Source organism: Pseudoalteromonas sp. LC2018020214 (genome assembly GCF_016598755.1).
GTDB lineage: Bacteria > Pseudomonadota > Gammaproteobacteria > Enterobacterales > Alteromonadaceae > Pseudoalteromonas > Pseudoalteromonas distincta.
In genome coordinates this window covers 264,932-287,554 of the sequence record NZ_CP066804.1, presented here as the reverse complement: position 1 = coordinate 287,554, position 22,623 = coordinate 264,932, and the positions used below count along the sequence as shown (strand labels likewise).

At 43.6% G+C, this 22,623-nt stretch carries 11 protein-coding genes and 3 rRNA genes; 1 reads left to right on the top strand and 13 read right to left on the bottom strand.

What is annotated here, in order from left to right; genetic code table 11:
• Positions 1 to 482: 482 nt before the first annotated feature.
• The 6 genes from rrf to rph all read right to left on the bottom strand — a co-directional run bounded on the left by rrf (position 483) and on the right by rph (position 7,843).
• Positions 483 to 597 (bottom strand): 5S ribosomal RNA (rrf, locus tag JG479_RS01305).
• Between the two features lie 150 nt (positions 598 to 747).
• Positions 748 to 3,635, bottom strand: a 23S ribosomal RNA gene (locus JG479_RS01300).
• A gap of 297 nt (positions 3,636 to 3,932) precedes the next feature.
• Positions 3,933 to 5,468 (bottom strand): 16S ribosomal RNA (locus JG479_RS01295).
• The 16S, 23S and 5S rRNA genes sit together here, the layout of an rRNA operon.
• A 561-nt stretch (positions 5,469 to 6,029) precedes the next feature.
• Entirely contained in the window at positions 6,030 to 6,410 is a 381-nt protein-coding gene (locus JG479_RS01290) for a diacylglycerol kinase (protein ID WP_002958892.1), read from the bottom strand.
• 56 nt (positions 6,411 to 6,466) lie between these two features.
• A complete protein-coding gene (pyrE, locus tag JG479_RS01285) occupies positions 6,467 to 7,111 on the bottom strand; it encodes an orotate phosphoribosyltransferase (protein WP_200219770.1) in 645 nt (214 codons plus the stop codon).
• Positions 7,112 to 7,129: 18 nt separating this feature from the next.
• Entirely contained in the window at positions 7,130 to 7,843 is a 714-nt protein-coding gene (gene rph, locus JG479_RS01280) for a ribonuclease PH (protein WP_002958890.1), read from the bottom strand.
• A gap of 179 nt (positions 7,844 to 8,022) precedes the next feature.
• Between rph and JG479_RS01275 the strand changes: the two genes are divergently transcribed.
• A complete protein-coding gene (locus tag JG479_RS01275; protein WP_200219769.1) occupies positions 8,023 to 8,883 on the top strand; it encodes a YicC/YloC family endoribonuclease in 861 nt (286 codons plus the stop codon).
• A 207-nt stretch (positions 8,884 to 9,090) separates the two neighbouring features.
• Here JG479_RS01275 and tuf read toward each other — a convergent pair whose 3' ends face one another.
• The 7 genes from tuf to rplL all read right to left on the bottom strand — a co-directional run bounded on the left by tuf (position 9,091) and on the right by rplL (position 22,557).
• Positions 9,091 to 10,275 carry an elongation factor Tu gene (gene tuf / locus JG479_RS01270; protein ID WP_002958888.1) on the bottom strand — a complete coding sequence of 395 codons (1,185 nt, stop codon included), beginning with the start codon at positions 10,273 to 10,275 and terminating at the stop codon, positions 9,091 to 9,093.
• Positions 10,276 to 10,337: 62 nt separating this feature from the next.
• The gene (gene fusA, locus JG479_RS01265; RefSeq protein WP_002958887.1) at positions 10,338 to 12,452 is read right to left on the bottom strand and encodes an elongation factor G; all 2,115 of its coding nucleotides are present in this window, start codon (positions 12,450 to 12,452) and stop codon (positions 10,338 to 10,340) included.
• 27 nt (positions 12,453 to 12,479) lie between these two features.
• A complete protein-coding gene (rpsG, locus tag JG479_RS01260) occupies positions 12,480 to 12,950 on the bottom strand; it encodes a 30S ribosomal protein S7 (RefSeq protein ID WP_010555004.1) in 471 nt (156 codons plus the stop codon).
• 97 nt (positions 12,951 to 13,047) lie between these two features.
• On the bottom strand, positions 13,048 to 13,422 hold the full coding sequence (rpsL, locus tag JG479_RS01255) for a 30S ribosomal protein S12 (RefSeq protein ID WP_002958885.1): 375 nt from the start codon (positions 13,420 to 13,422) through the stop codon (positions 13,048 to 13,050).
• A 195-nt stretch (positions 13,423 to 13,617) separates the two neighbouring features.
• Positions 13,618 to 17,793 carry a DNA-directed RNA polymerase subunit beta' gene (rpoC, locus tag JG479_RS01250; RefSeq protein WP_002958884.1) on the bottom strand — a complete coding sequence of 1,392 codons (4,176 nt, stop codon included), beginning with the start codon at positions 17,791 to 17,793 and terminating at the stop codon, positions 13,618 to 13,620.
• Between the two features lie 104 nt (positions 17,794 to 17,897).
• A complete protein-coding gene (rpoB, locus tag JG479_RS01245) occupies positions 17,898 to 21,923 on the bottom strand; it encodes a DNA-directed RNA polymerase subunit beta (protein ID WP_200219768.1) in 4,026 nt (1,341 codons plus the stop codon).
• Between the two features lie 271 nt (positions 21,924 to 22,194).
• Positions 22,195 to 22,557, bottom strand: a complete 363-nt coding sequence (gene rplL, locus JG479_RS01240) for a 50S ribosomal protein L7/L12 (protein WP_002958882.1) — start codon at positions 22,555 to 22,557, stop codon at positions 22,195 to 22,197.
• Between the last annotated feature and the right edge of the window lie 66 nt (positions 22,558 to 22,623).

Sequence of the window (22,623 nt, the reverse complement as noted above, 5' to 3'; positions counted from 1 at the left end):
TTAAAGCAGCCCCTAAACGCCTATCTGGCTATAAAACAATTAATGAAGGGTAGTTAATACTGCAAGTTTAGATAGGCACTCCATGAACACTATTATTTAAAAACCTCATGCCCCTTAGATTTAAGTTCTATGCGTAAACCTCTGTATCAACCTCTGCCTAACTACTTTTATTCTCTTCAGTAACCTACCCAAAGCGTATATAAGGGCTTAAAGTTCATGTTCAATACTTATCACAAGACCAGATAATTAACGCTTTTATATTAGGTCAGATGTTAAACCAATTGGTATTATTTACCCATAGTACAAATGCTACCACTCATTGTCGAGCGGAGGTTTTTTATGCTTTTGACGTCGGGAGTCGCTACGCTCGCCCGACCTACGTGATGGGTGTTGCTGTGAGTGTGTATTAATTACGCGTATTTTACTTTTCTGCAGACGTAAAAAAGCCCGACTGTTTCTAGTCGGGCTCTCTACAATTTGAAGCCTGGTAATGTCCTACTTTCACATAGCAAATGCTACACTATCATCGGCGCTGTTTCGTTTCACTACTGAGTTCGGCATGGAGTCAGGTGGGTCCAAAACGCTATTGTCACCAAGCAAATTTGGGCGTTAATTCGTATTTCTACGCACTAACTGAATTTGGAAAATATCTGATAATATTTTTTAAGTCTTTCTAAGTAATGTCTACTTTAGTTATATTAACTTCTTCGCTTGTTTCACTATCACATAAAACGCGTTTGGCGTTGTATGGTTAAGCCTCACGGGTAATTAGTACAAGTTAGCTTAATGGCTCACACCACTTCCACATCTTGCCTATCAACGTTGTAGTCTTCAACGGCCCTTCAGAGACTTTAAAAGTCTAGTGAGAACTCATCTCGAGGCCTGCTTCGCGCTTAGATGCTTTCAGCGCTTATCAGTTCCGAACGTAGCTACCGGGCAATGCCATTGGCATGACAACCCGAACACCAGCGGTTCGTTCACTCCGGTCCTCTCGTACTAGGAGCAACCCCTCTCAATTCTCAAACGCCCACGGCAGATAGGGACCGAACTGTCTCACGACGTTCTAAACCCAGCTCGCGTACCACTTTAAATGGCGAACAGCCATACCCTTGGGACCGACTTCAGCCCCAGGATGTGATGAGCCGACATCGAGGTGCCAAACACCGCCGTCGATATGAACTCTTGGGCGGTATCAGCCTGTTATCCCCGGAGTACCTTTTATCCGTTGAGCGATGGCCCTTCCATTCAGAACCACCGGATCACTATGACCTACTTTCGTACCTGCTCGACGTGTCTGTCTCGCAGTTAAGCTGGCTTCTACCATTACACTAACCGTACGATGTCCGACCGTACTTAGCCAACCTTCGTGCTCCTCCGTTACTCTTTAGGAGGAGACCGCCCCAGTCAAACTACCCACCAGGCACTGTCCGTAACCCCGATTCAGGGGCCAACGTTAGAACATCAAAACTACAAGGGTGGTATTTCAAGGTTGACTCCACAACAACTAGCGTCGCTGCTTCAAAGTCTCCCACCTATCCTACACATGTAGGTTCAATGTTCAGTGCCAAGCTGTAGTAAAGGTTCACGGGGTCTTTCCGTCTAGCCGCGGGTACACAGCATCTTCACTGCGATTTCAATTTCACTGAGTCTCGGGTGGAGACAGCGTGGCCATGGTTACACCATTCGTGCAGGTCGGAACTTACCCGACAAGGAATTTCGCTACCTTAGGACCGTTATAGTTACGGCCGCCGTTTACCGGGGCTTCGATCAAGAGCTTCTCCCTAAGGATAACCCCATCAATTAACCTTCCGGCACCGGGCAGGTGTCACACCGTATACGTCATCTTGCGATTTTGCACAGTGCTGTGTTTTTAATAAACAGTCCCAGCCACCTGGTCACTGCGGCTCCCGTCCGCTTAGAGAGCAAGTCTCATCACAGATAGGAGCGTACCTTCTCCCGAAGTTACGGTACGATTTTGCCTAGTTCCTTCACCCGAGTTCTCTCAAGCGCCTTAGTATTCTCTACCTGACCACCTGTGTCGGTTTGGGGTACGATTCCATATAATCTGAAGCTTAGAGGCTTTTCCTGGAAGTATGGCATCAACAACTTCATCACCGTAGTGACTCGTCTCGTGTCTCAGTCTTAATAGCAACCCGGATTTACCTAAGTCGCCAACCTACTCACTTTCACATGGACTACCAACGCCATGCTTGTTTAGCCTGCTCCGTCCCCCCATCGCAATTATATCGAGTACAGAAATATTAATCTGTTTCCCATCGACTACGCCTTTCGGCCTCGCCTTAGGGGTCGACTTACCCTACCCTGATTAACATGGGATAGGAACCCTTGGTCTTCCGGCGTGGGAGTTTTTCACTCCCATTATCGTTACTCATGTCAGCATTCGCACTTCTGATACGTCCAGCATACCTCCCGGTACACCTTCAACCGCTTACAGAACGCTCCCCTACCACTCATCCTAAGATGAATCCGCAGCTTCGGTGCATAGTTTAGCCCCGTTACATCTTCCGCGCAGACCGACTCGACCAGTGAGCTATTACGCTTTCTTTAAAGGATGGCTGCTTCTAAGCCAACCTCCTGGCTGTCTGGGCCTTTCCACATCGTTTCCCACTTAACTATGACTTTGGGACCTTAGCTGGCGGTCTGGGTTGTTTCCCTCTTCACGACGGACGTTAGCACCCGCCGTGTGTCTCCCGGATATTACTTTACGGTATTCGGAGTTTGCAAAGGGTTGGTAAGTCGGGATGACCCCCTAGCCTTAACAGTGCTCTACCCCCGTAAGTATTCGTCCGAGGCTCTACCTAAATAGATTTCGGGGAGAACCAGCTATCTCCCGGTTTGATTAGCCTTTCACTCCTAGCCACAGGTCATCCCCTAACTTTTCAACGTTAGTGGGTTCGGTCCTCCAGTTGATGTTACTCAACCTTCAACCTGCCCATGGCTAGATCACCGGGTTTCGGGTCTATACCTTGCAACTAGTCGCCCAGTTAAGACTCGGTTTCCCTACGGCTACCCTATTCGGTTAACCTCGCTACAAAATATAAGTCGCTGACCCATTATACAAAAGGTACGCAGTCACCCAACAAGTGGGCTCCTACTGCTTGTACGTACACGGTTTCAGGTTCTATTTCACTCCCCTCACAGGGGTTCTTTTCGCCTTTCCCTCACGGTACTGGTTCACTATCGGTCAGTTGGGAGTATTTAGCCTTAGATGATGGTCCACCTATATTCAGTCAAAGTTTCACGTGCTCCGACCTACTCGATTTCACTTAAAATGTCTTTTCATGTACGGGACTATCACCCTGTATCGTGGCACTTTCCAGAGCCTTCCATTAACACATAATAAGCTTAAGGGCTGTTCCGATTTCGCTCGCCGCTACTTTCGGAATCTCGGTTGATTTCTTTTCCTACGGGTACTTAGATGTTTCAGTTCTCCGCGTTCGCCTCGTTAACCTATGTATTCAGTTAACGATACCTGCAAGCAGGTGGGTTTCCCCATTCGGAAATCCTAGTCTCAAGCGCTTTTTACTAGCTTGACTAGGCTTATCGCAAGTTAATACGTCCTTCATCGCCTCCAACTGCCAAGGCATCCACCGTGTACGCTTAGTCACTTAACCATACAACCCAAACGGGTCTTTGTTTTGTGACAGTTTAACTTCGCCAGAAGTTAATATTGAATACTAAAGTAGATACCAATCAATCAACGTAAAACGTTAATTAAATGGCACTGAATGGTACTGCTACCATTCTTTTTTTACTTTTGAAAACTCTTGATAAATACAATGTATTCATCAGAATTTTATTATCAGCTTTTCCAAATTTTTAAAGAGCATATTAATTAGTTATTCCGAAGAACAAGCACTAATTAACAATCATCTGTGTGGACACTACGAACAAATAAGTTCTAAATCGTATAAGGAGGTGATCCAGCCCCAGGTTCCCCTAGGGCTACCTTGTTACGACTTCACCCCAGTCATGAATCACTCCGTGGTAAACGTCCTCCCGAAGGTTAGACTATCTACTTCTGGAGCAACCCACTCCCATGGTGTGACGGGCGGTGTGTACAAGGCCCGGGAACGTATTCACCGCGTCATTCTGATACGCGATTACTAGCGATTCCGACTTCATGGAGTCGAGTTGCAGACTCCAATCCGGACTACGACGCACTTTAAGTGATTCGCTTACTCTCGCGAGTTCGCAGCACTCTGTATGCGCCATTGTAGCACGTGTGTAGCCCTACACGTAAGGGCCATGATGACTTGACGTCGTCCCCACCTTCCTCCGGTTTATCACCGGCAGTCTCCTTAGAGTTCTCAGCATTACCTGCTAGCAACTAAGGATAGGGGTTGCGCTCGTTGCGGGACTTAACCCAACATCTCACAACACGAGCTGACGACAGCCATGCAGCACCTGTATCAGAGTTCCCGAAGGTACCAAACCATCTCTGGTAAGTTCTCTGTATGTCAAGTGTAGGTAAGGTTCTTCGCGTTGCATCGAATTAAACCACATGCTCCACCGCTTGTGCGGGCCCCCGTCAATTCATTTGAGTTTTAACCTTGCGGCCGTACTCCCCAGGCGGTCTACTTAATGCGTTAGCTTTGAAAAACAGAACCGAGGCTCCGAGCTTCTAGTAGACATCGTTTACGGCGTGGACTACCGGGGTATCTAATCCCGTTTGCTCCCCACGCTTTCGTACATGAGCGTCAGTGTTGACCCAGGTGGCTGCCTTCGCCATCGGTATTCCTTCAGATCTCTACGCATTTCACCGCTACACCTGAAATTCTACCACCCTCTATCACACTCTAGTTTGCCAGTTCGAAATGCAGTTCCCAGGTTGAGCCCGGGGCTTTCACATCTCGCTTAACAAACCGCCTGCGTACGCTTTACGCCCAGTAATTCCGATTAACGCTCGCACCCTCCGTATTACCGCGGCTGCTGGCACGGAGTTAGCCGGTGCTTCTTCTGTCAGTAACGTCACAGCTAGCAGGTATTAACTACTAACCTTTCCTCCTGACTGAAAGTGCTTTACAACCCGAAGGCCTTCTTCACACACGCGGCATGGCTGCATCAGGCTTGCGCCCATTGTGCAATATTCCCCACTGCTGCCTCCCGTAGGAGTCTGGGCCGTGTCTCAGTCCCAGTGTGGCTGATCATCCTCTCAAACCAGCTAGGGATCGTCGCCTTGGTGAGCCATTACCTCACCAACTAGCTAATCCCACTTGGGCCAATCTAAAGGCGAGAGCCGAAGCCCCCTTTGGTCCGTAGACATTATGCGGTATTAGCAGTCGTTTCCAACTGTTGTCCCCCACCTCAAGGCATGTTCCCAAGCATTACTCACCCGTCCGCCGCTCGTCAGCAAAGTAGCAAGCTACTTTCTGTTACCGCTCGACTTGCATGTGTTAGGCCTGCCGCCAGCGTTCAATCTGAGCCATGATCAAACTCTTCAATTAAAAAGTTTTATGTCTTTCGACAGCTCAATGAATTCTGAATTTTTTAATATCTTTCGATATTGAATTGACTGTGCCGAATAATTACCGAAATAACTATTCTGTTGGTCACTCAGTTTTCAATTGAGACTCTAATTTGTTTGCCTCGCTACCTAAGTAGTTTGGCTGTTAGAACTCAATCTGTACGAGTGCCCACACAGATGATTGCTTTATATTGTTAAAGAACGTTGCGATTATAAAGTTGAACTTTATCTCGCTAGGGGCTGCGCATATTACGCTTTCCTATTTTTTTGTCAATACTTAAATTTAAACTTTCTAAAAAGATTCACTCTAAGTTTTACTTAACACCCTGAGTTGTTCGTGCCTCGCTATGCGTTGCTGTTTCCCGTCTCAGTGGGGTCGCATTATAGGGAGATCCGAAAACAGATCAACCCTTTTTTGAAGAAAACTTGAAATAATGTGCTGTTCGCTGAGTATTTGAGCTAAACGCGTTAAAAACACAACATAACCATCAAATTATTAACAACTAAGGGGGTTTAAACCTATTTTATATTAGAAGTAGAGTTAAACGATCTTCATATAGAGGCTTACACCCCAGATGATCAATACGATCGTTAATGAAAGTGTTACGGCTGCAGATCCCATATCTTTGGCCCTACCTGACAATACATGTAACTCTGTACTTACTCGATCTGTTAATGCTTCAATGGCGGAGTTTAGTAATTCAACTATTAATATAATAAGCAGTGAGCTAATTAGTATTGCCCAGTGTAATAGTGATGAAGCAAGCCAAAATGAAATAGGGAATAATATAAGGCTTAATAGTAGCTCTTGCCTAAATGCTGCTTCTTCTTTAAATGCTGCTTTAAAGCCGAGGTAAGAGCAATAGGTTGCTTTGAAAACACGCTTGAGGCCTAAGCCATTTGGTTTTAATACATCTTTCATTAATAAACTCTATGAATGAAGGTCAAAATAAAGCCCCGCACTGCGAGGCTTTTTATTTATGCTACGCCGTATTGATCACGGTAAGCTTTAACTGAGGCTAAATGCTCATCCATTGTGCCTTGGCTTTCAAGGTAACTGATAAGATCAGCTAATTTTACAATTGAAATCACTTTGGTATTAAAGTCACGCTCAACTTCTTGAATAGCTGATAATTCAGCTTTACCCTTTTCTTGGCGATCTAACGCAATTAAAACACCACTAAGGTCAGCACCATTTTGTGCAATGATTTCCATCGACTCACGAATAGCAGTACCTGCAGTAATTACATCGTCAACTAGCATAATTTTGCCATTGAGTTCTGAGCCTACTAATGTACCGCCTTCACCGTGTGCTTTTTTCTCTTTACGATTAAAGCAATAAGGTACATCTTTATCATGGTGATCTGCCAGCGCTACTGCGGTAGTGGTTGCAATAGGAATACCTTTATAAGCTGGGCCAAATAAAACGTCGTATTCTATTGCAGCGTCTTCAAGGGCTGATGCATAAAAACGCCCCAAACGTGCTAAATCACGTCCTGTATTAAAAAGGCCAGCATTAAAAAAGTAAGGACTTGTGCGTCCAGACTTTAATGTAAACTCACCAAATTTTAACACCTGCTTCTCTAGAGCAAATTCTATAAACTCTTTTTGATAATCTTTCATATCTTGTGGCCTACCTATTTATGCTAATGCTTGCTTTTGTACGTCAATAATTTCGCGAATAGAATGTTTAGCTAAAGTAAGTAACTCATCTAGCTCATCAAACGAAAAAGGTTCGCCTTCAGCTGTACCTTGAATTTCAATAATTTTACCTGTTTCGGTTAAAATTACGTTCATATCAGTCTCTGCTGCTGAATCTTCAATGTATTCTAAATCGCTAATTGCTTGGCCTTTGTAAATACCAACTGAAATAGCTGCAATCATATGTTTAAGTGGGTTTGAATTAATCATACCTTTTGCACGCATATGTGTTAGTGCATCAACAAGTGCAACACATGCACCACTTATAGAAGCTGTACGTGTACCGCCATCAGCTTGAATAACGTCACAGTCAATGGTAATTGTGTTTTCGCCAAGTGCTTTTAAGTCAACAGCCGCACGAAGTGCACGTGCAATTAAGCGTTGAATTTCCATAGTACGACCGCCCTGCTTACCACGTGCAGCTTCTCGAGCATTACGCGTATGCGTTGCTCGCGGTAACATACCGTATTCAGCATTGATCCAACCTTTACCCTGACCTTTCATGAAACGAGGAACGCCCGATTCAACAGTAGCTGTACAAAGTACTTTGGTGTTACCAAACTCAACAAGTACTGAGCCTTCAGCATGCAAAGTATAATTACGTGTAAATGTAACAGGTCTAATTTGGTTAGGTGTTCTTTCGCTTGGACGCATTGACGATCCCCTTAATTCAGAATTTGCGACATTATAAGTGTATGTGGGTATAGATACCATGTTGATTTAAATAAATAGCTGTATGCAAAATATTCAGTGTATTAAATTTTCCCTAGAGCTTAAGCAGTGTTACGGTATAATCATAATAATATTGTATTTATAAATTTAGGAAAATATCCATGATCCACAGTATGACAGCTTATGCGCGTCGCGAAATAAAAGGCGATTGGGGTACTGGCACTTGGGAAGTTCGCTCAGTAAACCAGCGTTACCTTGAAACATTTATACGCGCACCAGAGCAATTTCGTGGCATGGAGCCAGTTATTCGTGAGCGTTTACGCAAACACTTACAACGCGGTAAAGTTGAGGTCTTTTTAAAGTTTGTGGCAAATCCAGCCCACGTTGGCGAGCTATCAATTAACCAAGCCCTTGCTGAACAACTAATAAATAGCGCTAAATGGGTTCAACAACAAAGTAATGGTGATATTAACCCTGTTGATATATTACGTTGGCCTGGCGTTATGGAAGCAGAAGAGCTTGATATGGATAGCGTTAATACAGCATTAATAGCTGGTCTTGATCAAGTAATCGAAGATTTTAAATCTGCACGTGGCGATGAAGGTGCAAACCTTGAAGAAATGATAGCAATACGCCTTGATGCAATTCTAAAGCAAGTAGAAATTGTAGAAACGCATATGCCTGAGATTGCTAAATGGCAGCGTGAAAAACTTGCTCAAAAGCTAGAAGACTTAACAGCAAACATTGACGAGTCACGCCTTGAACAAGAACTAATTTACCTTGCGCAAAAACAAGATGTGGCTGAAGAATTAGATCGCTTAAAGTCTCACGTTAAAGAAACTAAAAAAATCCTTAAAAAAGGAGGCGCATGTGGCCGCCGCTTAGATTTTATGATGCAAGAATTTAATCGTGAAGCTAACACGCTAGCGTCTAAGTCTATCAATAGTGACATCACTACTGCAGCCGTAGAGCTAAAAGTACTAATTGAACAAATGCGTGAGCAGATCCAAAATATTGAATAGTTTTCAGCTAAGTATGACACATTCATAACTTATCAAAACCCGAGCTTAGCTCGGGTTTTTAGTAATACCACTAATGATACTTTGAGTATTGTTACCAAGTATCTTCACCTAAGGTTAAAGCGGCATCTTAAATCGTACTTTATTTTAGACATTAAAAAGCCCGAGACTAAGCTCGGGCTTTTTGGTAATAATTAGCTAGGCTAATAATTACGCTACGATAGTTGCTACAACACCAGCACCTACAGTACGACCACCTTCACGGATAGCAAAACGAAGACCTTCATCCATCGCGATTGGTGCGATTAGAGTTACTGTCATCTTGATGTTATCACCAGGCATTACCATTTCTACGCCATCTGGTAACTGTACGTCACCAGTTACGTCAGTTGTACGGAAGTAGAACTGTGGACGGTAACCTTTGAAGAATGGAGTATGACGACCACCTTCATCTTTAGAAAGTACGTATACTTCTGAAGTGAATGTAGTATGTGGGTTGATTGAACCAGGCTTAGCTAGTACTTGACCACGTTCAACGTCTTCACGCTTAGTACCACGTAGAAGTGCGCCGATGTTTTCGCCAGCACGACCTTCGTCAAGAAGCTTACGGAACATTTCAACACCAGTACAAGTAGAACGAGTTGTATCATTGATACCAACAATTTCTACTTCGTCATTGATGCGGATGATACCAGCTTCAACACGACCAGTTACAACAGTACCACGGCCTTGGATTGAGAAAACGTCTTCGATAGGCATGATGAATGGCTTATCGATGTCACGCTCTGGCTCTGGGATGTAAGAATCAAGTGCATTTGCAAGCTCAACAATCTTATCTTCCCACTCTTTCTCGCCTTCTAACGCTTTAAGCGCAGAACCAGCGATTAGAGGTAAGTCATCACCTGGGAAATCGTATTCAGAAAGAAGTTCACGAACTTCCATTTCTACTAGTTCAAGTAGCTCTTCGTCATCAACCATGTCACATTTGTTCATGAATACGATGATGTAAGGAACGCCAACCTGACGAGAAAGAAGGATGTGCTCACGCGTTTGTGGCATAGGGCCATCTGTCGCAGCAACTACTAAGATCGCGCCGTCCATTTGAGCAGCACCAGTGATCATGTTTTTAACATAATCGGCGTGACCAGGACAATCTACGTGTGCGTAGTGACGTGTAGGTGTATCGTATTCAACGTGAGACGTTGAAATAGTGATACCACGTTCGCGCTCTTCTGGAGCGTTATCGATTGATGCGAAATCTTTAGCAACACCGCCGTATACTTTTGCAAGTACGTTAGTGATTGCTGCAGTTAGTGTAGTTTTACCGTGGTCAACGTGGCCGATTGTACCAACGTTTACGTGCGGTTTTACGCGTTCAAACTTTTCTTTTGCCATCTTAAAAAATTCCTAATAAAGAAATTAAAGCCTGACTCACTATTGAGCCAGACAAGCTAAAATTATATAACAGCGCGAGCTGAAATTATTGTATCTGCGACATTTTTAGAGGCTTCAGCGTACTTCACAAACTCCATAGAGTATGAGGCACGGCCCTGTGTTGCAGATCGTAAAGCAGTTGCATAACCAAACATTTCAGAAAGAGGAACTTGCGCATTAATTTGCTTAAGTCCACCTAATGCATCTTCCATGCCTTCGATTATGCCGCGGCGACGGTTTAAGTCGCCAACTACATCACCCATATTTGAATCAGGAGTGAGTACTTCAACCTTCATTACTGGCTCTAAAAGTACAGGGTTAGCTTCAAGCGCCCCGTTTTTCATTGCCAGTGAACCTGCTATTTTAAATGCCATTTCATTCGAATCTACATCATGGAATGAACCATCATATAAAGTCGCTTTAACGCCAAGTAATGGGTAGCCTGCCAGTACACCTTGAGACATTTGCTCTTGGATACCTTTGTCTACCGCAGGAACGAATTCTTTAGGAACTGAACCACCTACGGTTTCGTTAACGAACTCGTAAATTGGTGACTCATCATCCGTAATATCCATCGGTTCAAGTTTAATCCAAACGTGTCCATATTGGCCACGACCACCTGACTGACGTATAAACTTCCCTTCAACCTTAACAGTTGAACGAATAGCTTCTCGGTATGAGACCTGCGGCTTACCAACGTTACATTCAACACTGAATTCACGTTTCATACGGTCGACGATGATATCTAGGTGAAGTTCACCCATGCCAGAGATTATAACCTGGCCTGATTCTTCGTCAGTTTGTACGCGAAAAGAAGGATCTTCAGCAGCTAGTTTACCTAGTGCGATACCCATCTTATCTTGGTCAGCTATAGTGCGGGGCTCAACCGCAATAGAGATTACTGGTTCTGGGAATTCCATACGCTCAAGCGTAATAATAGAATTCGGATCACACAGTGTTTCACCTGTTGTTACGTCTTTAAGACCAATAGCTGCCGCGATGTCGCCTGCGAAAACTTCTTTGATCTCTTCACGAGAGTTTGAATGCATCTGTACGATACGGCCAAGTCGCTCACGCTTACTTTTTACTGGATTATATACCGTGTCACCCTGTTTAACAGTACCAGAGTAAACACGGAAAAAGGTCAAGGTTCCAACGAACGGGTCTGTTGCAATCTTAAATGCGAGTGCAGCAAACGGCGCTTTATCATTAGCTGGACGTTCTTCCTCAGTACCATTTTCTAAGATACCTTGGATTTGTTTCACTTGCTCTGGTGACGGCATATATTCAACAACGCCATCAAGCACAGCTTGAACGCCTTTGTTTTTAAATGCGCTACCACAAGTAACTGGAACAATCTCATTTGCTAATGTTCGTTGGCGTAAAGCATTTTTAATTTCTGCTTCACTTAACTCTTCACCTTCTAAGTATTTATCCATTAGTTCTTCTGTTGCTTCAGCAGCGCTTTCAACTAAATGAGCGCGCCATTCTTCAGCTAATTCCAGAAGTTCTGCCGGTATTGCCTCATAAGAGAAAGTCATACCCTGGTCCGCTTCGTTCCAGTTAATCACTTTCATTTTTATAAGGTCAATAACACCTTTAAAGTCGTCCTCAGCGCCTACAGGCAACTGAATTGGAACAGGCGTTGCTCCAAGACGAGATTTCACCTGGCTGACCACTGCTAAGAAGTCTGCGCCCGTGCGATCCATTTTATTTACGAAGATCATTCTCGGAACTTCGTATTTGTTCGCTTGACGCCAAACTGTCTCAGTTTGCGGCTGTACACCAGATGAAGCACAAAGAACAACTACCGCACCATCTAGTACGCGTAAAGAACGCTCAACTTCGATAGTGAAATCTACGTGTCCTGGAGTATCAATAATATTGATACGATGGGCGTCAAATTGAGCGTCCATCCCTTTCCAAAAACACGTTGTTGCAGCAGAAGTGATTGTGATACCACGCTCTTGTTCCTGCTCCATCCAATCCATAGTTGCAGCGCCATCATGTACTTCACCGATCTTATGAGAAAGACCTGTGTAGAACAGAACACGTTCTGTTGTGGTGGTTTTGCCTGCATCTACGTGAGCAACAATACCTATATTACGATAGCGCTCAAGTGGAGTTGTACGTGCCATATGATCCTCTTAAAGGTTAAAGACAGATTACCAACGGTAATGAGCGAATGCTTTATTCGCTTCAGCCATACGGTGAACGTCTTCACGTTTCTTAACCGCAGTGCCTTTATTATCAGAAGCGTCAACGATTTCTTGAGCTAAACGTAAGCCCATAGATTTTTCGCCACGCTTACGTGCAGCGTCTACTAACCAACGCATACCTAATGCGTTACGACGAACTGGACGTACTTCAACTGGTACTTGATAAGTTGAACCACCAACACGGCGAGATTTAACCTCTACCTGTGGACGGATGTTATCAAGTGCAGTTTCAAAGATTTCTAGGTGCGACTTGCCTGATTTCTCAGCAGCCACGTCTAGCGCACCATAAACAATTTTTTCAGCAGTAGATTTCTTGCCGTCTAACATCACGATGTTAACGAATTTAGCAAGAAGTTCCGATCCGAACTTAGGATCTGGAAGAATTTTACGTTGACCGATTACGCGTCTTCTAGGCATTTTGTATCTCCGGTTTATTCAGGTTTGCTCTTTCGAGTCAATCACCCAAAACAATAATTATAAATATTTAGTGCTTGGCCTTACTAACGGAATACAATTACCCTTTAGGGCGTTTTGCACCGTATTTAGAACGAGCTTGACGACGATCGCTAACGCCTGCACAGTCAAGTGCACCACGAACAGTGTGAAAACGCACACCTGGTAAATCTTTAACACGACCACCACGGATTAGGATTACACTATGCTCTTGAAGGTTATGACCTTCACCGCCAATGTATGAAGTTACTTCGAAACCGTTAGTTAAACGTACACGTGCTACTTTACGTAACGCCGAGTTTGGTTTCTTAGGTGTAGTTGTATATACGCGAGTACATACACCGCGCTTTTGCGGACACGCTTTTAGTGCAGCTGAGTTACTTTTCGTAACCTTGCTACGGCGTGGCTTACGCACTAGCTGGTTAATAGTTGCCATTTAAATAGCTCCTGAAATTAAAATTACTACTGAAAAAAATAAAAAAATCCGCCCTTTATTTACGAGCCTGCATTAAGCACACAAGTAAATGGGTGGCGGAATTTTAATGAGCAAAGTTTAACCTGTCAACCTAAACTAATCGTAAGACAGCATATAACTGCCTTACGATCACTTAATCTATTGATTAAGAACAGTTTATTGATTTCCAGACAAATCAGCATTTAGAGCGTCTGTAAGTGCTTGAGTCGCCTCTTCTGCACTTACTGTTTGCTCTTCTACTACTACTTTGCTTTGTTTACGGCGAGCCATACGTTCTTGATGATACGCAAAACCGGTACCGGCTGGGATCAAACGACCCACAATTACGTTTTCTTTAAGACCGCGAAGCTCATCGCTCTTACCATTCACTGCCGCATCTGTAAGAACACGTGTTGTCTCTTGGAAAGACGCTGCAGAGATGAAAGATTCTGTTGCTAGTGATGCTTTTGTGATACCCATTAACTGGATTTCAAACTTAGCTGGTATCTTACCTTGTTTTTCAAGGTCACGGTTTGCGATATTAACGCGCGCCACTTCGATTTGTTCACCAGCTAAGAAGTCAGTATCACCGCCGTGCATAATGGTACATTTACGTAACATTTGACGGATAATTGTTTCAATGTGCTTGTCATTGATCTTAACGCCTTGCAAACGGTAAACCTCTTGCACTTCGTTAACGATATAGTTAGCAACATGAGTCACACCACGTAGGCGTAAGATGTCATGCGGTGATTCAGGACCATCGGCAATAACTTCACCTTTAGACACTTGCTCACCTTCAAACACGTTAAGTTGACGCCACTTAGGAATCATCTCTTCGTAATGATCACCTTCAGCTGGAGTAATAACTAAACGCTTCTTACCTTTAGTCTCTTTACCGAAGCTAATTGTACCAGTTACTTCAGCTAATATAGCTGGATCTTTTGGCTTACGAGCTTCAAATAAGTCGGCTACGCGTGGTAGACCACCCGTGATATCACGAGTTTTCGAACCTTCTTGCGGAATACGTGCTAACACGTCACCTGGGTTTGCTGTAACGCCGTCAATAACTTCAATCGTAGTGAATGAAGGAAGACGTGTTTCTTGCAGACCGCGCTCTTCACTTTCAATGATAAGCTTTGGTTCTTTCGTATTTACTTTAGCAAGATCTTTTACAACTACACGGGTTAAACCGGTTAGTTCATCAGTCTGTGCTTCAGTATTTGAATCATCGATATCGCTGAACGATACTTTTGACTTATGCTCAAGAACGATTGGGTGACTATGCGGGTCCCAAGTAGCAACGATGTCGTTACCTTGAACTTCTGCATTGTCTTGCACTGTTAGTACCGCACCGTAAGGTACTTTATAACGCTCTTTCTCACGACCATGACTATCGATGATAGTAATTTCCGTAGAACGAGAGGTAATAACAATCTTACCGTCTGTGTTTAATACGTACTTAGAGTTATGAAGTTTTAATGTACCGTTAGTTTTAACTTGTACATTATTTTCTGCAGATGCTCTAGATGCCGCACCACCGATGTGGAAGGTACGCATTGTTAACTGTGTACCCGGCTCACCGATTGATTGAGCCGCGATAACACCCACTGATTCACCAGCGTTAATGATGTGACCACGTGCTAGGTCACGACCGTAACAGTTAGCACAAACACCAAAGTCATTATCACATGTGATAACAGAACGTACGCGAACTTCATCAACTGAGTGCTCTTCTAAAAGGTCACACAGTTTTTCGTCAAGCATAACATTGCGTTCAACAAGTACAGTATTAGTACCTGGAATTACAATATCTTCAGCAACAACACGACCTAGAACACGTTCGCGAAGTGCTTCTACAACATCACCACCTTCAATAAGCGGTTTCATTGTTAAGCCATCTTCTGTGCCACAGTCATCTTCATTGATTACCAAATCTTGTGCAACGTCTACTAGACGACGCGTTAGGTAACCCGAGTTTGCTGTTTTAAGTGCTGTATCGGCAAGACCTTTACGCGCACCATGCGTTGAGATGAAGTACTGAAGTACGTTTAGACCTTCACGGAAGTTAGCTGTGATTGGCGTCTCGATGATTGAACCATCTGGACGTGCCATTAGACCACGCATACCCGCCAACTGACGAATCTGTGCAGCACTACCACGAGCACCTGAGTCGGCCATCATAAACACTGAGTTAAATGACGGTTGCTCTACTTCTTCACCTTTTGCATTGATAACTGTATCTTTTGACAAGTTAGCCATCATCTCACGTGATAAGTTTTCGTTTACACGTGACCAGATATCGATAACTTTATTGTACTTTTCACCAGCCGTTACAAGACCTGATTGGAATTGTTGGTTGATTTCAGTCACTTCAGCTTCAGCTGATTCAATTATCTGTGCTTTAATCGGTGGGATAACTAAGTCATCAATACCGATAGAAACACCTGACTTCATTGCATAATGGAAACCGGTGTACATAACTTGGTCAGCAAAGATAACTGTATCTTTAAGACCTAGACGACGGTAACACTCATTCAATAAGCCAGAAATCTGCTTTTTACCTAGCGGCTGGTTGATTGACGCAAACGGCATGCCTTTAGGTAAAATTAGAGACAGAATTGCACGACCAACAGTTGTATCGATAACAGTAACAGTGTCTTCTACTATGCCGTCCTCGTTTTTAACTGATTGGCTAATACGTACTTTCACGATTGCGTGAAGGTCTGCATTGCCGCTGCGGTATGCTTTTTCTGCTTCTTTTGGATCTTTAAATATCGCGCCTTCGCCTTTAGCGTTAATGCGGTCACGAGTCATGTAATAAAGACCCAATACAACATCCTGTGAAGGAACGATGATTGGCTCACCATTCGCAGGAGATAGAATGTTGTTTGTTGACATCATTAAGGCACGAGCTTCAAGCTGTGCTTCGATTGTTAACGGTACGTGTACCGCCATTTGGTCACCATCGAAATCGGCGTTGTAGGCCGCACATACTAATGGGTGCAAATGAATCGCTTTACCTTCGATAAGCACAGGTTCAAACGCTTGGATACCCAAACGGTGAAGTGTTGGTGCACGGTTAAGTAATACTGGATGTTCACGAATTACTTCGTCAAGTACATCCCATACTTCCGGAACTTCACGTTCAACCATCTTCTTAGCTGCTTTGATTGTCGTAGCCATGCCGCGACGTTCTAACTTGCCATAGATGAATGGTTTGAATAGCTCTAGTGCCATCTTCTTAGGAAGACCACATTGGTGAAGCTTAAGTGTAGGACCTACTGTGATTACAGAACGGCCTGAATAATCTACACGCTTACCAAGTAAGTTCTGACGGAAACGACCTTGCTTACCCTTGATCATATCAGCAAGAGATTTAAGAGGACGTTTGTTAGAACCTGTAATTGCACGACCACGACGACCGTTATCAAGTAGCGCATCTACCGCTTCTTGTAACATACGTTTTTCGTTGCGTACAATAATGTCTGGTGCTGCTAAATCTAGTAGACGCTTAAGACGGTTATTACGGTTAATAACACGACGGTAAAGGTCGTTTAGATCAGATGTCGCAAAACGACCACCGTCTAATGGTACTAATGGGCGTAGATCAGGTGGCAATACTGGAAGTACTGTCATGATCATCCACTCAGGGTTATTACCTGATTGGTGGAACGATTCCATTAACTTAAGACGTTTAGTGATTTTTTTACGCTTAGTTTCAGAGTTAATTGTTGGTAACTCTTCACGCATCTCAGCAATTAATTGAGCAAGATCAAGTTCACGAAGCAAGTCTAAAACTGCTTCAGCACCCATCTTCGCTTCAAATTCATCACCGTGCTCTTCTAGTGAATCTAAGTATTCTTCTTCACCTAATAGTTGACCACGCTCAAGCGTTGTCATACCAGGCTCAGTTACTACGAATGATTCGAAGTAAAGAACACGTTCAATATCACGAAGCGTCATATCTAGCATTAAGCCAATACGTGACGGTAATGATTTTAAAAACCATATATGTGCAACTGGGCTCGCAAGGTCGATATGACCCATACGATCGCGTCGCACTTTAGTGAGTGTTACTTCAACGCCACACTTTTCACAGATCACACCACGGTGTTTAAGGCGTTTATATTTACCACATAAACACTCATAATCTTTCACTGGGCCGAAAATACGGGCACAGAATAAGCCGTCGCGCTCAGGCTTGAAAGTACGGTAGTTAATAGTCTCAGGTTTCTTTACTTCACCGTATGACCATGAACGAACCATGTCTGGTGAAGCAAGACCAATGCGAATTGCATCGAATTCTTCGGTCTTATTTTGTTGCTTCAGAAACTTAAGTAAGTCTTTCACCTTAGCTCTCCTGTCGGAGTTAATCTTGAGGACGGATAGTCTCGTCCCTACATTCTATTCAGCCGTAACAGATGCTGCAGCGTTAACTGCAGCATCTAATTGGCTTAATTTTCTTCCAACTCGATGTTGATACCCAGTGAGCGGATTTCTTTCAACAATACGTTGAACGATTCTGGCATACCTGGTTCCATTTTATGGTTACCATCAACGATGTTTTTATACATCTTAGTACGACCGTTCACGTCATCCGATTTCACTGTTAGCATTTCTTGTAGAGTGTAAGCAGCACCGTAAGCTTCAAGTGCCCATACTTCCATCTCACCAAAACGCTGGCCACCGAACTGTGCTTTACCACCCAGCGGCTGCTGAGTAACAAGGCTGTAAGAACCAGTAGAACGTGCGTGCATCTTATCGTCAACCAAGTGGTTAAGTTTAAGCATGTACATGTAACCAACAGTTACTTGACGTTCAAACTGATCGCCAGTACGGCCATCATAAAGTGTAACCTGACCACTTCGAGGATATCCACCAAGCTCAAGCATGTCTTTGATTTCGCTTTCTTTCGCGCCATCAAATGCAGGAGTAGCTATTGGTAAACCACCTTTTAAGTTTTCAGCTAGACGACGAATTTCGTCATCAGTGAAGCTAGCAATGTCTACAACTTGGCGAGATTCACCAATTTCGTAAGCTTGCTTGATGAATTCACGTAGCTCATGAAGCTCACGTTGTTCTTTCATCATCTCTTCAATACGTTCACCGATACCACGTGCAGCAAGACCCATATGTGTTTCAAGGATCTGACCGATGTTCATACGCGATGGTACACCTAGTGGATTCAATACGATATCTACCGTACGACCTTTGTCATCGTAAGGCATATCTTCTACTGGTACGATAGTCGAGATAACACCTTTGTTACCGTGACGACCCGCCATTTTATCACCCGGTTGGATGCGACGTTTAACAGCTAGGTATACTTTAACAATCTTAAGTACGCCTGGTGCTAAATCATCACCTTGGGTAATTTTACGACGTTTGTTTTCAAACTTTTTATCGTATTCAGCTTTAAGCTCATCGTACTGTGCAGCTAGTTGCTCAAGCTCAGCTTGCTTGTCTTCTTCAGCAAGGCTTTGCGTAAGTACTTTTTCAGCATTAAGAGATGCAAGTTTATCTTCATCAAAACCAGCAGCTATAAGTAGCTTGCGTGCACGGTCTAAAACGCCTGCTTCTAAAATACGGAACTCTTCGTTGAAGTCTTTCTTCGCTTCGCGAAGCTGCATGTCTTCAACTTCTAACGCACGTTTATCTTTTTCAACACCATCACGGGTGAAAACTTGCACGTCAATTACAGTACCAGTTACAGAGTTTGGTACGCGTAAAGAGCTGTCTTTAACGTCAGACGCTTTTTCGCCGAAGATAGCACGTAGTAGCTTCTCTTCAGGTGTAAGCTGTGTCTCGCCTTTAGGAGTCACTTTACCTACTAGGATATCGCCGCCTTTAACTTCAGCACCAATATATACAACGCCTGATTCATCAAGCTTGCCTAGCGCAGATTCACCCACATTCGGGATATCTGCAGTGATCTCTTCAGGACCTAATTTAGTATCACGGGCAACACACTGTAGTTCTTGAATATGGATAGTCGTTAGACGATCTTCTTCAACTACGCGCTCTGATAACAAGATTGAATCTTCGAAGTTGTAACCGTTCCATGGCATGAATGCCACGCGAAGGTTTTGACCAAGGGCTAAGTCACCTAAGTCAGTCGAAGGACCATCTGCTAACACGTCACCACGAGTAACCGGTTCGCCAACCATACAAGTTGGTTTTTGGTTAATACATGTATTTTGGTTAGAACGTGTGTATTTGGTTAAGTTGTAGATGTCGATGCCCGCTTCACCAGGGATGCGTTCTTCTTCATGTACATTTACAACGATGCGACTTGCGTCAGCATACATTACTTCACCACCACGTTTAGCAACGATAGTTACACCAGAGTCTTTCGCTAGTGTTAACTCAATACCAGTACCTACTAACGGTTTATCCGCTTTCAATGTTGGTACTGCTTGACGTTGCATGTTTGAACCCATCAATGCACGGTTAGCATCATCGTGTTCTAGGAACGGGATAAGTGCTGCCGCTACAGAGATCACCTGTTGTGGTGATACATCCATATACTGCTGGTCCATGCGACCCATAAAGGTAGATTCACCTTTGTGACGACATGGAATAAGTTCATCAACAAACTCATTGGTTTCAGTTAAGTTTGAGTTCGCCTGTGCGATAACAAACTGACCTTCTTCAATGGCTGATAAGTAATCAACTTCATCAGTTACAACACCATTTACCACTTTGCGGTAAGGTGTTTCTAAGAAACCGTAGTCATTCGTACGTGCGTACGTAGACAACGAGTTAATTAGACCGATGTTTGGACCCTCAGGAGTCTCGATTGGACATACGCGACCATAGTGAGTTACGTGAACATCACGTACTTCAAAGCCTGCGCGTTCACGAGTTAGACCGCCCGGACCTAATGCAGAGATACGACGTTTATGCGTAACTTCTGATAGTGGGTTATTTTGGTCCATAAACTGTGATAACTGAGACGAGCCGAAGAACTCTTTAACCGCTGCCGAAATAGGCTTAGCGTTAATAAGATCTTGTGGCATTATCGCGTCAAGGTCACCTAAGCTTAAACGCTCACGTACAGCACGTTCAACACGTACTAGACCAACACGGAATTGGTTCTCAGCCATTTCGCCAACACTACGTATACGACGGTTGCCTAAGTGATCGATATCATCAACATCGCCTTGACCGTTACGAATAGCGATTAATACTTTCATAACAGACACGATGTCTTCTTTGCTTAATGTGCCTGGGCCTGTGTCTGTATCGTAACCAACACGGCTATTGAACTTCATACGACCTACAGTAGATAAGTCATAACGCTCTTCAGAGAAGAACAAGTTCTGGAATAAGGCTTCAGCCGCGTCTTTCGTCGGTGGCTCGCCTGGGCGCATCATGCGGTAAATTTCTACTAGTGCTTCTAAACGGCTGCTTGAAGAGTCAATGTTCAATGTATTTGACATGTAAGCACCGCTGTCCACTTCATTGATATATAACGTATCAATTTTAGTGTGACCGGCTTTAACCAATTCAGCCATTAGCTCTAGGGTTAGCTCGTCATTTGCATTTGCAATAACTTCACCAGTTGACTCATCAACATAGTTTTTAGCTACAATACGGCCAATGATGTACTCATGTGGTACTTCTAATTGCTTAATGCCTTTCTTCTCGATGCTCTTGATGTGGCGAGCCGTAACACGACGACCGCTTTCAACAAATACTTCACCGTCTTCGCTCTTGATATCAAAAGCGGCAGTTTCACCACGTAAACGCGAAGGTACAAGTTCCATAAGAACTTTACCATTCGTTACTTCAAACGTAGTGTTATCGAAGAACATATCTAGGATTTCTTCGCTAGAATACTCTAAAGCACGTAGGATGATAGACGCCGGTAATTTACGACGGCGGTCAATACGTACATATAAGTTATCTTTTGCATCAAATTCGAAGTCTAACCATGAACCACGGTAAGGTATAACGCGTGCGTTATATAATACTTTACCCGATGAATGGGTTTTACCGCGGTCGTTATCAAAGAATACACCAGGGCTACGGTGTAGCTGAGAAACGATAACACGCTCTGTACCATTGATTACAAAAGTACCGGTATCTGTCATGAGCGGAATTTCGCCCATGTAAACTTCTTGCTCTTTAATGTCTTTAACTGTGCCTGGTGCTTCTTTGTCCATAACAACAAGACGCAGTTTCACGCGAAGTGGAGCAGAATAAGTCACACCGCGAATTTGACATTCTTTTACATCGAAAACTGGCTCACCAATACGGTAACTTACGTATTGAAGCTCAGAATTTCCCGAGTAGCTTTTAATAGGGAACACAGAACGGAAGGCAGCTTCCAAACCATGATCGCCATCAGCGTCCGGCACTAAGAATTTTTTAAACGATTCTAACTGTGTAGACAGTAAAAAAGGTATATCCAAAACTTGTGGACGTTTACCAAAATCCTTACGGATACGTTTCTTTTCAGAATAAGAGTAAGCCATGGGGTTCCTCAGCTTGCTGATCTTTGACCCGACCTGTTCTTGTAAGAACAGACTTAACTGGCAGCTATGCCAAGATTTTACAACATTTAACTGTTGTTCTAATTAGATCCCACTTTAACACTAGCAAACTATAAAGCGTTGAAAGTAAAGAAAAAATCAGATTTTATTTGAACTAAAAGAGTGCATCACTCTATAGCGCAAAAAGGCCGGTGATTAAATAATCACCAGCCCTTGCCTGATTTCTCAGGCAGCGAACTTAGCAAAAGCTAAATTACTTAACCTCAACTTCAGCACCAGCTTCAGTAAGATCTTTTGCAAGTGCTTCAGCTTCTTCTTTAGATACACCTTCTTTAACAGGTGTAGGAGCAGCTTCAACAAGAGCTTTCGCTTCTTTAAGGCCAAGGCCAGTTGCGCTACGAACAGCTTTGATTGCAGAAACCTTGTTAGCGCCAGCGCCAGTAAGGATTACGTCAAATTCTGTTTTCTCTTCAGCAGCTTCAGCAGCTGGACCAGCTACCATTGCAGCTGCAGCAGTTACGCCGAATTTTTCTTCCATTGCTTCGATAAGAGCAACAACGTCCATTACTGACATTTCAGCAATTGCGTCAAGGATTTGGTCTTTAGATACAGACATTACAAATTTCCTAATAATTAACGGACATTAAGTCCAAATAAATTTTACACCGAAAGTGAGATTAAA

Bases quoted from the DNA above. Each gene is read 5' to 3' on its own strand.
- rplL (WP_002958882.1), bottom strand. From the start codon at position 22,557: ATGTCTGTATCTAAAGACCAAATCCTTGACGCAATTGCTGAAATGTCA.
- rpsL (WP_002958885.1), bottom strand. From the start codon at position 13,422: ATGGCAACTATTAACCAGCTAGTGCGTAAGCCACGCCGTAGCAAGGTT.
- JG479_RS01290 (WP_002958892.1), bottom strand. From the start codon at position 6,410: ATGAAAGATGTATTAAAACCAAATGGCTTAGGCCTCAAGCGTGTTTTC.
- pyrE (WP_200219770.1), bottom strand. From the start codon at position 7,111: ATGAAAGATTATCAAAAAGAGTTTATAGAATTTGCTCTAGAGAAGCAG.
- rpsG (WP_010555004.1), bottom strand. From the start codon at position 12,950: ATGCCTAGAAGACGCGTAATCGGTCAACGTAAAATTCTTCCAGATCCT.
- rpoB (WP_200219768.1), bottom strand. From the start codon at position 21,923: ATGGCTTACTCTTATTCTGAAAAGAAACGTATCCGTAAGGATTTTGGT.
- rph (WP_002958890.1), bottom strand. From the start codon at position 7,843: ATGCGTCCAAGCGAAAGAACACCTAACCAAATTAGACCTGTTACATTT.
- fusA (WP_002958887.1), bottom strand. From the start codon at position 12,452: ATGGCACGTACAACTCCACTTGAGCGCTATCGTAATATAGGTATTGTT.
- tuf (WP_002958888.1), bottom strand. From the start codon at position 10,275: ATGGCAAAAGAAAAGTTTGAACGCGTAAAACCGCACGTAAACGTTGGT.
- JG479_RS01275 (WP_200219769.1), top strand. From the start codon at position 8,023: ATGATCCACAGTATGACAGCTTATGCGCGTCGCGAAATAAAAGGCGAT.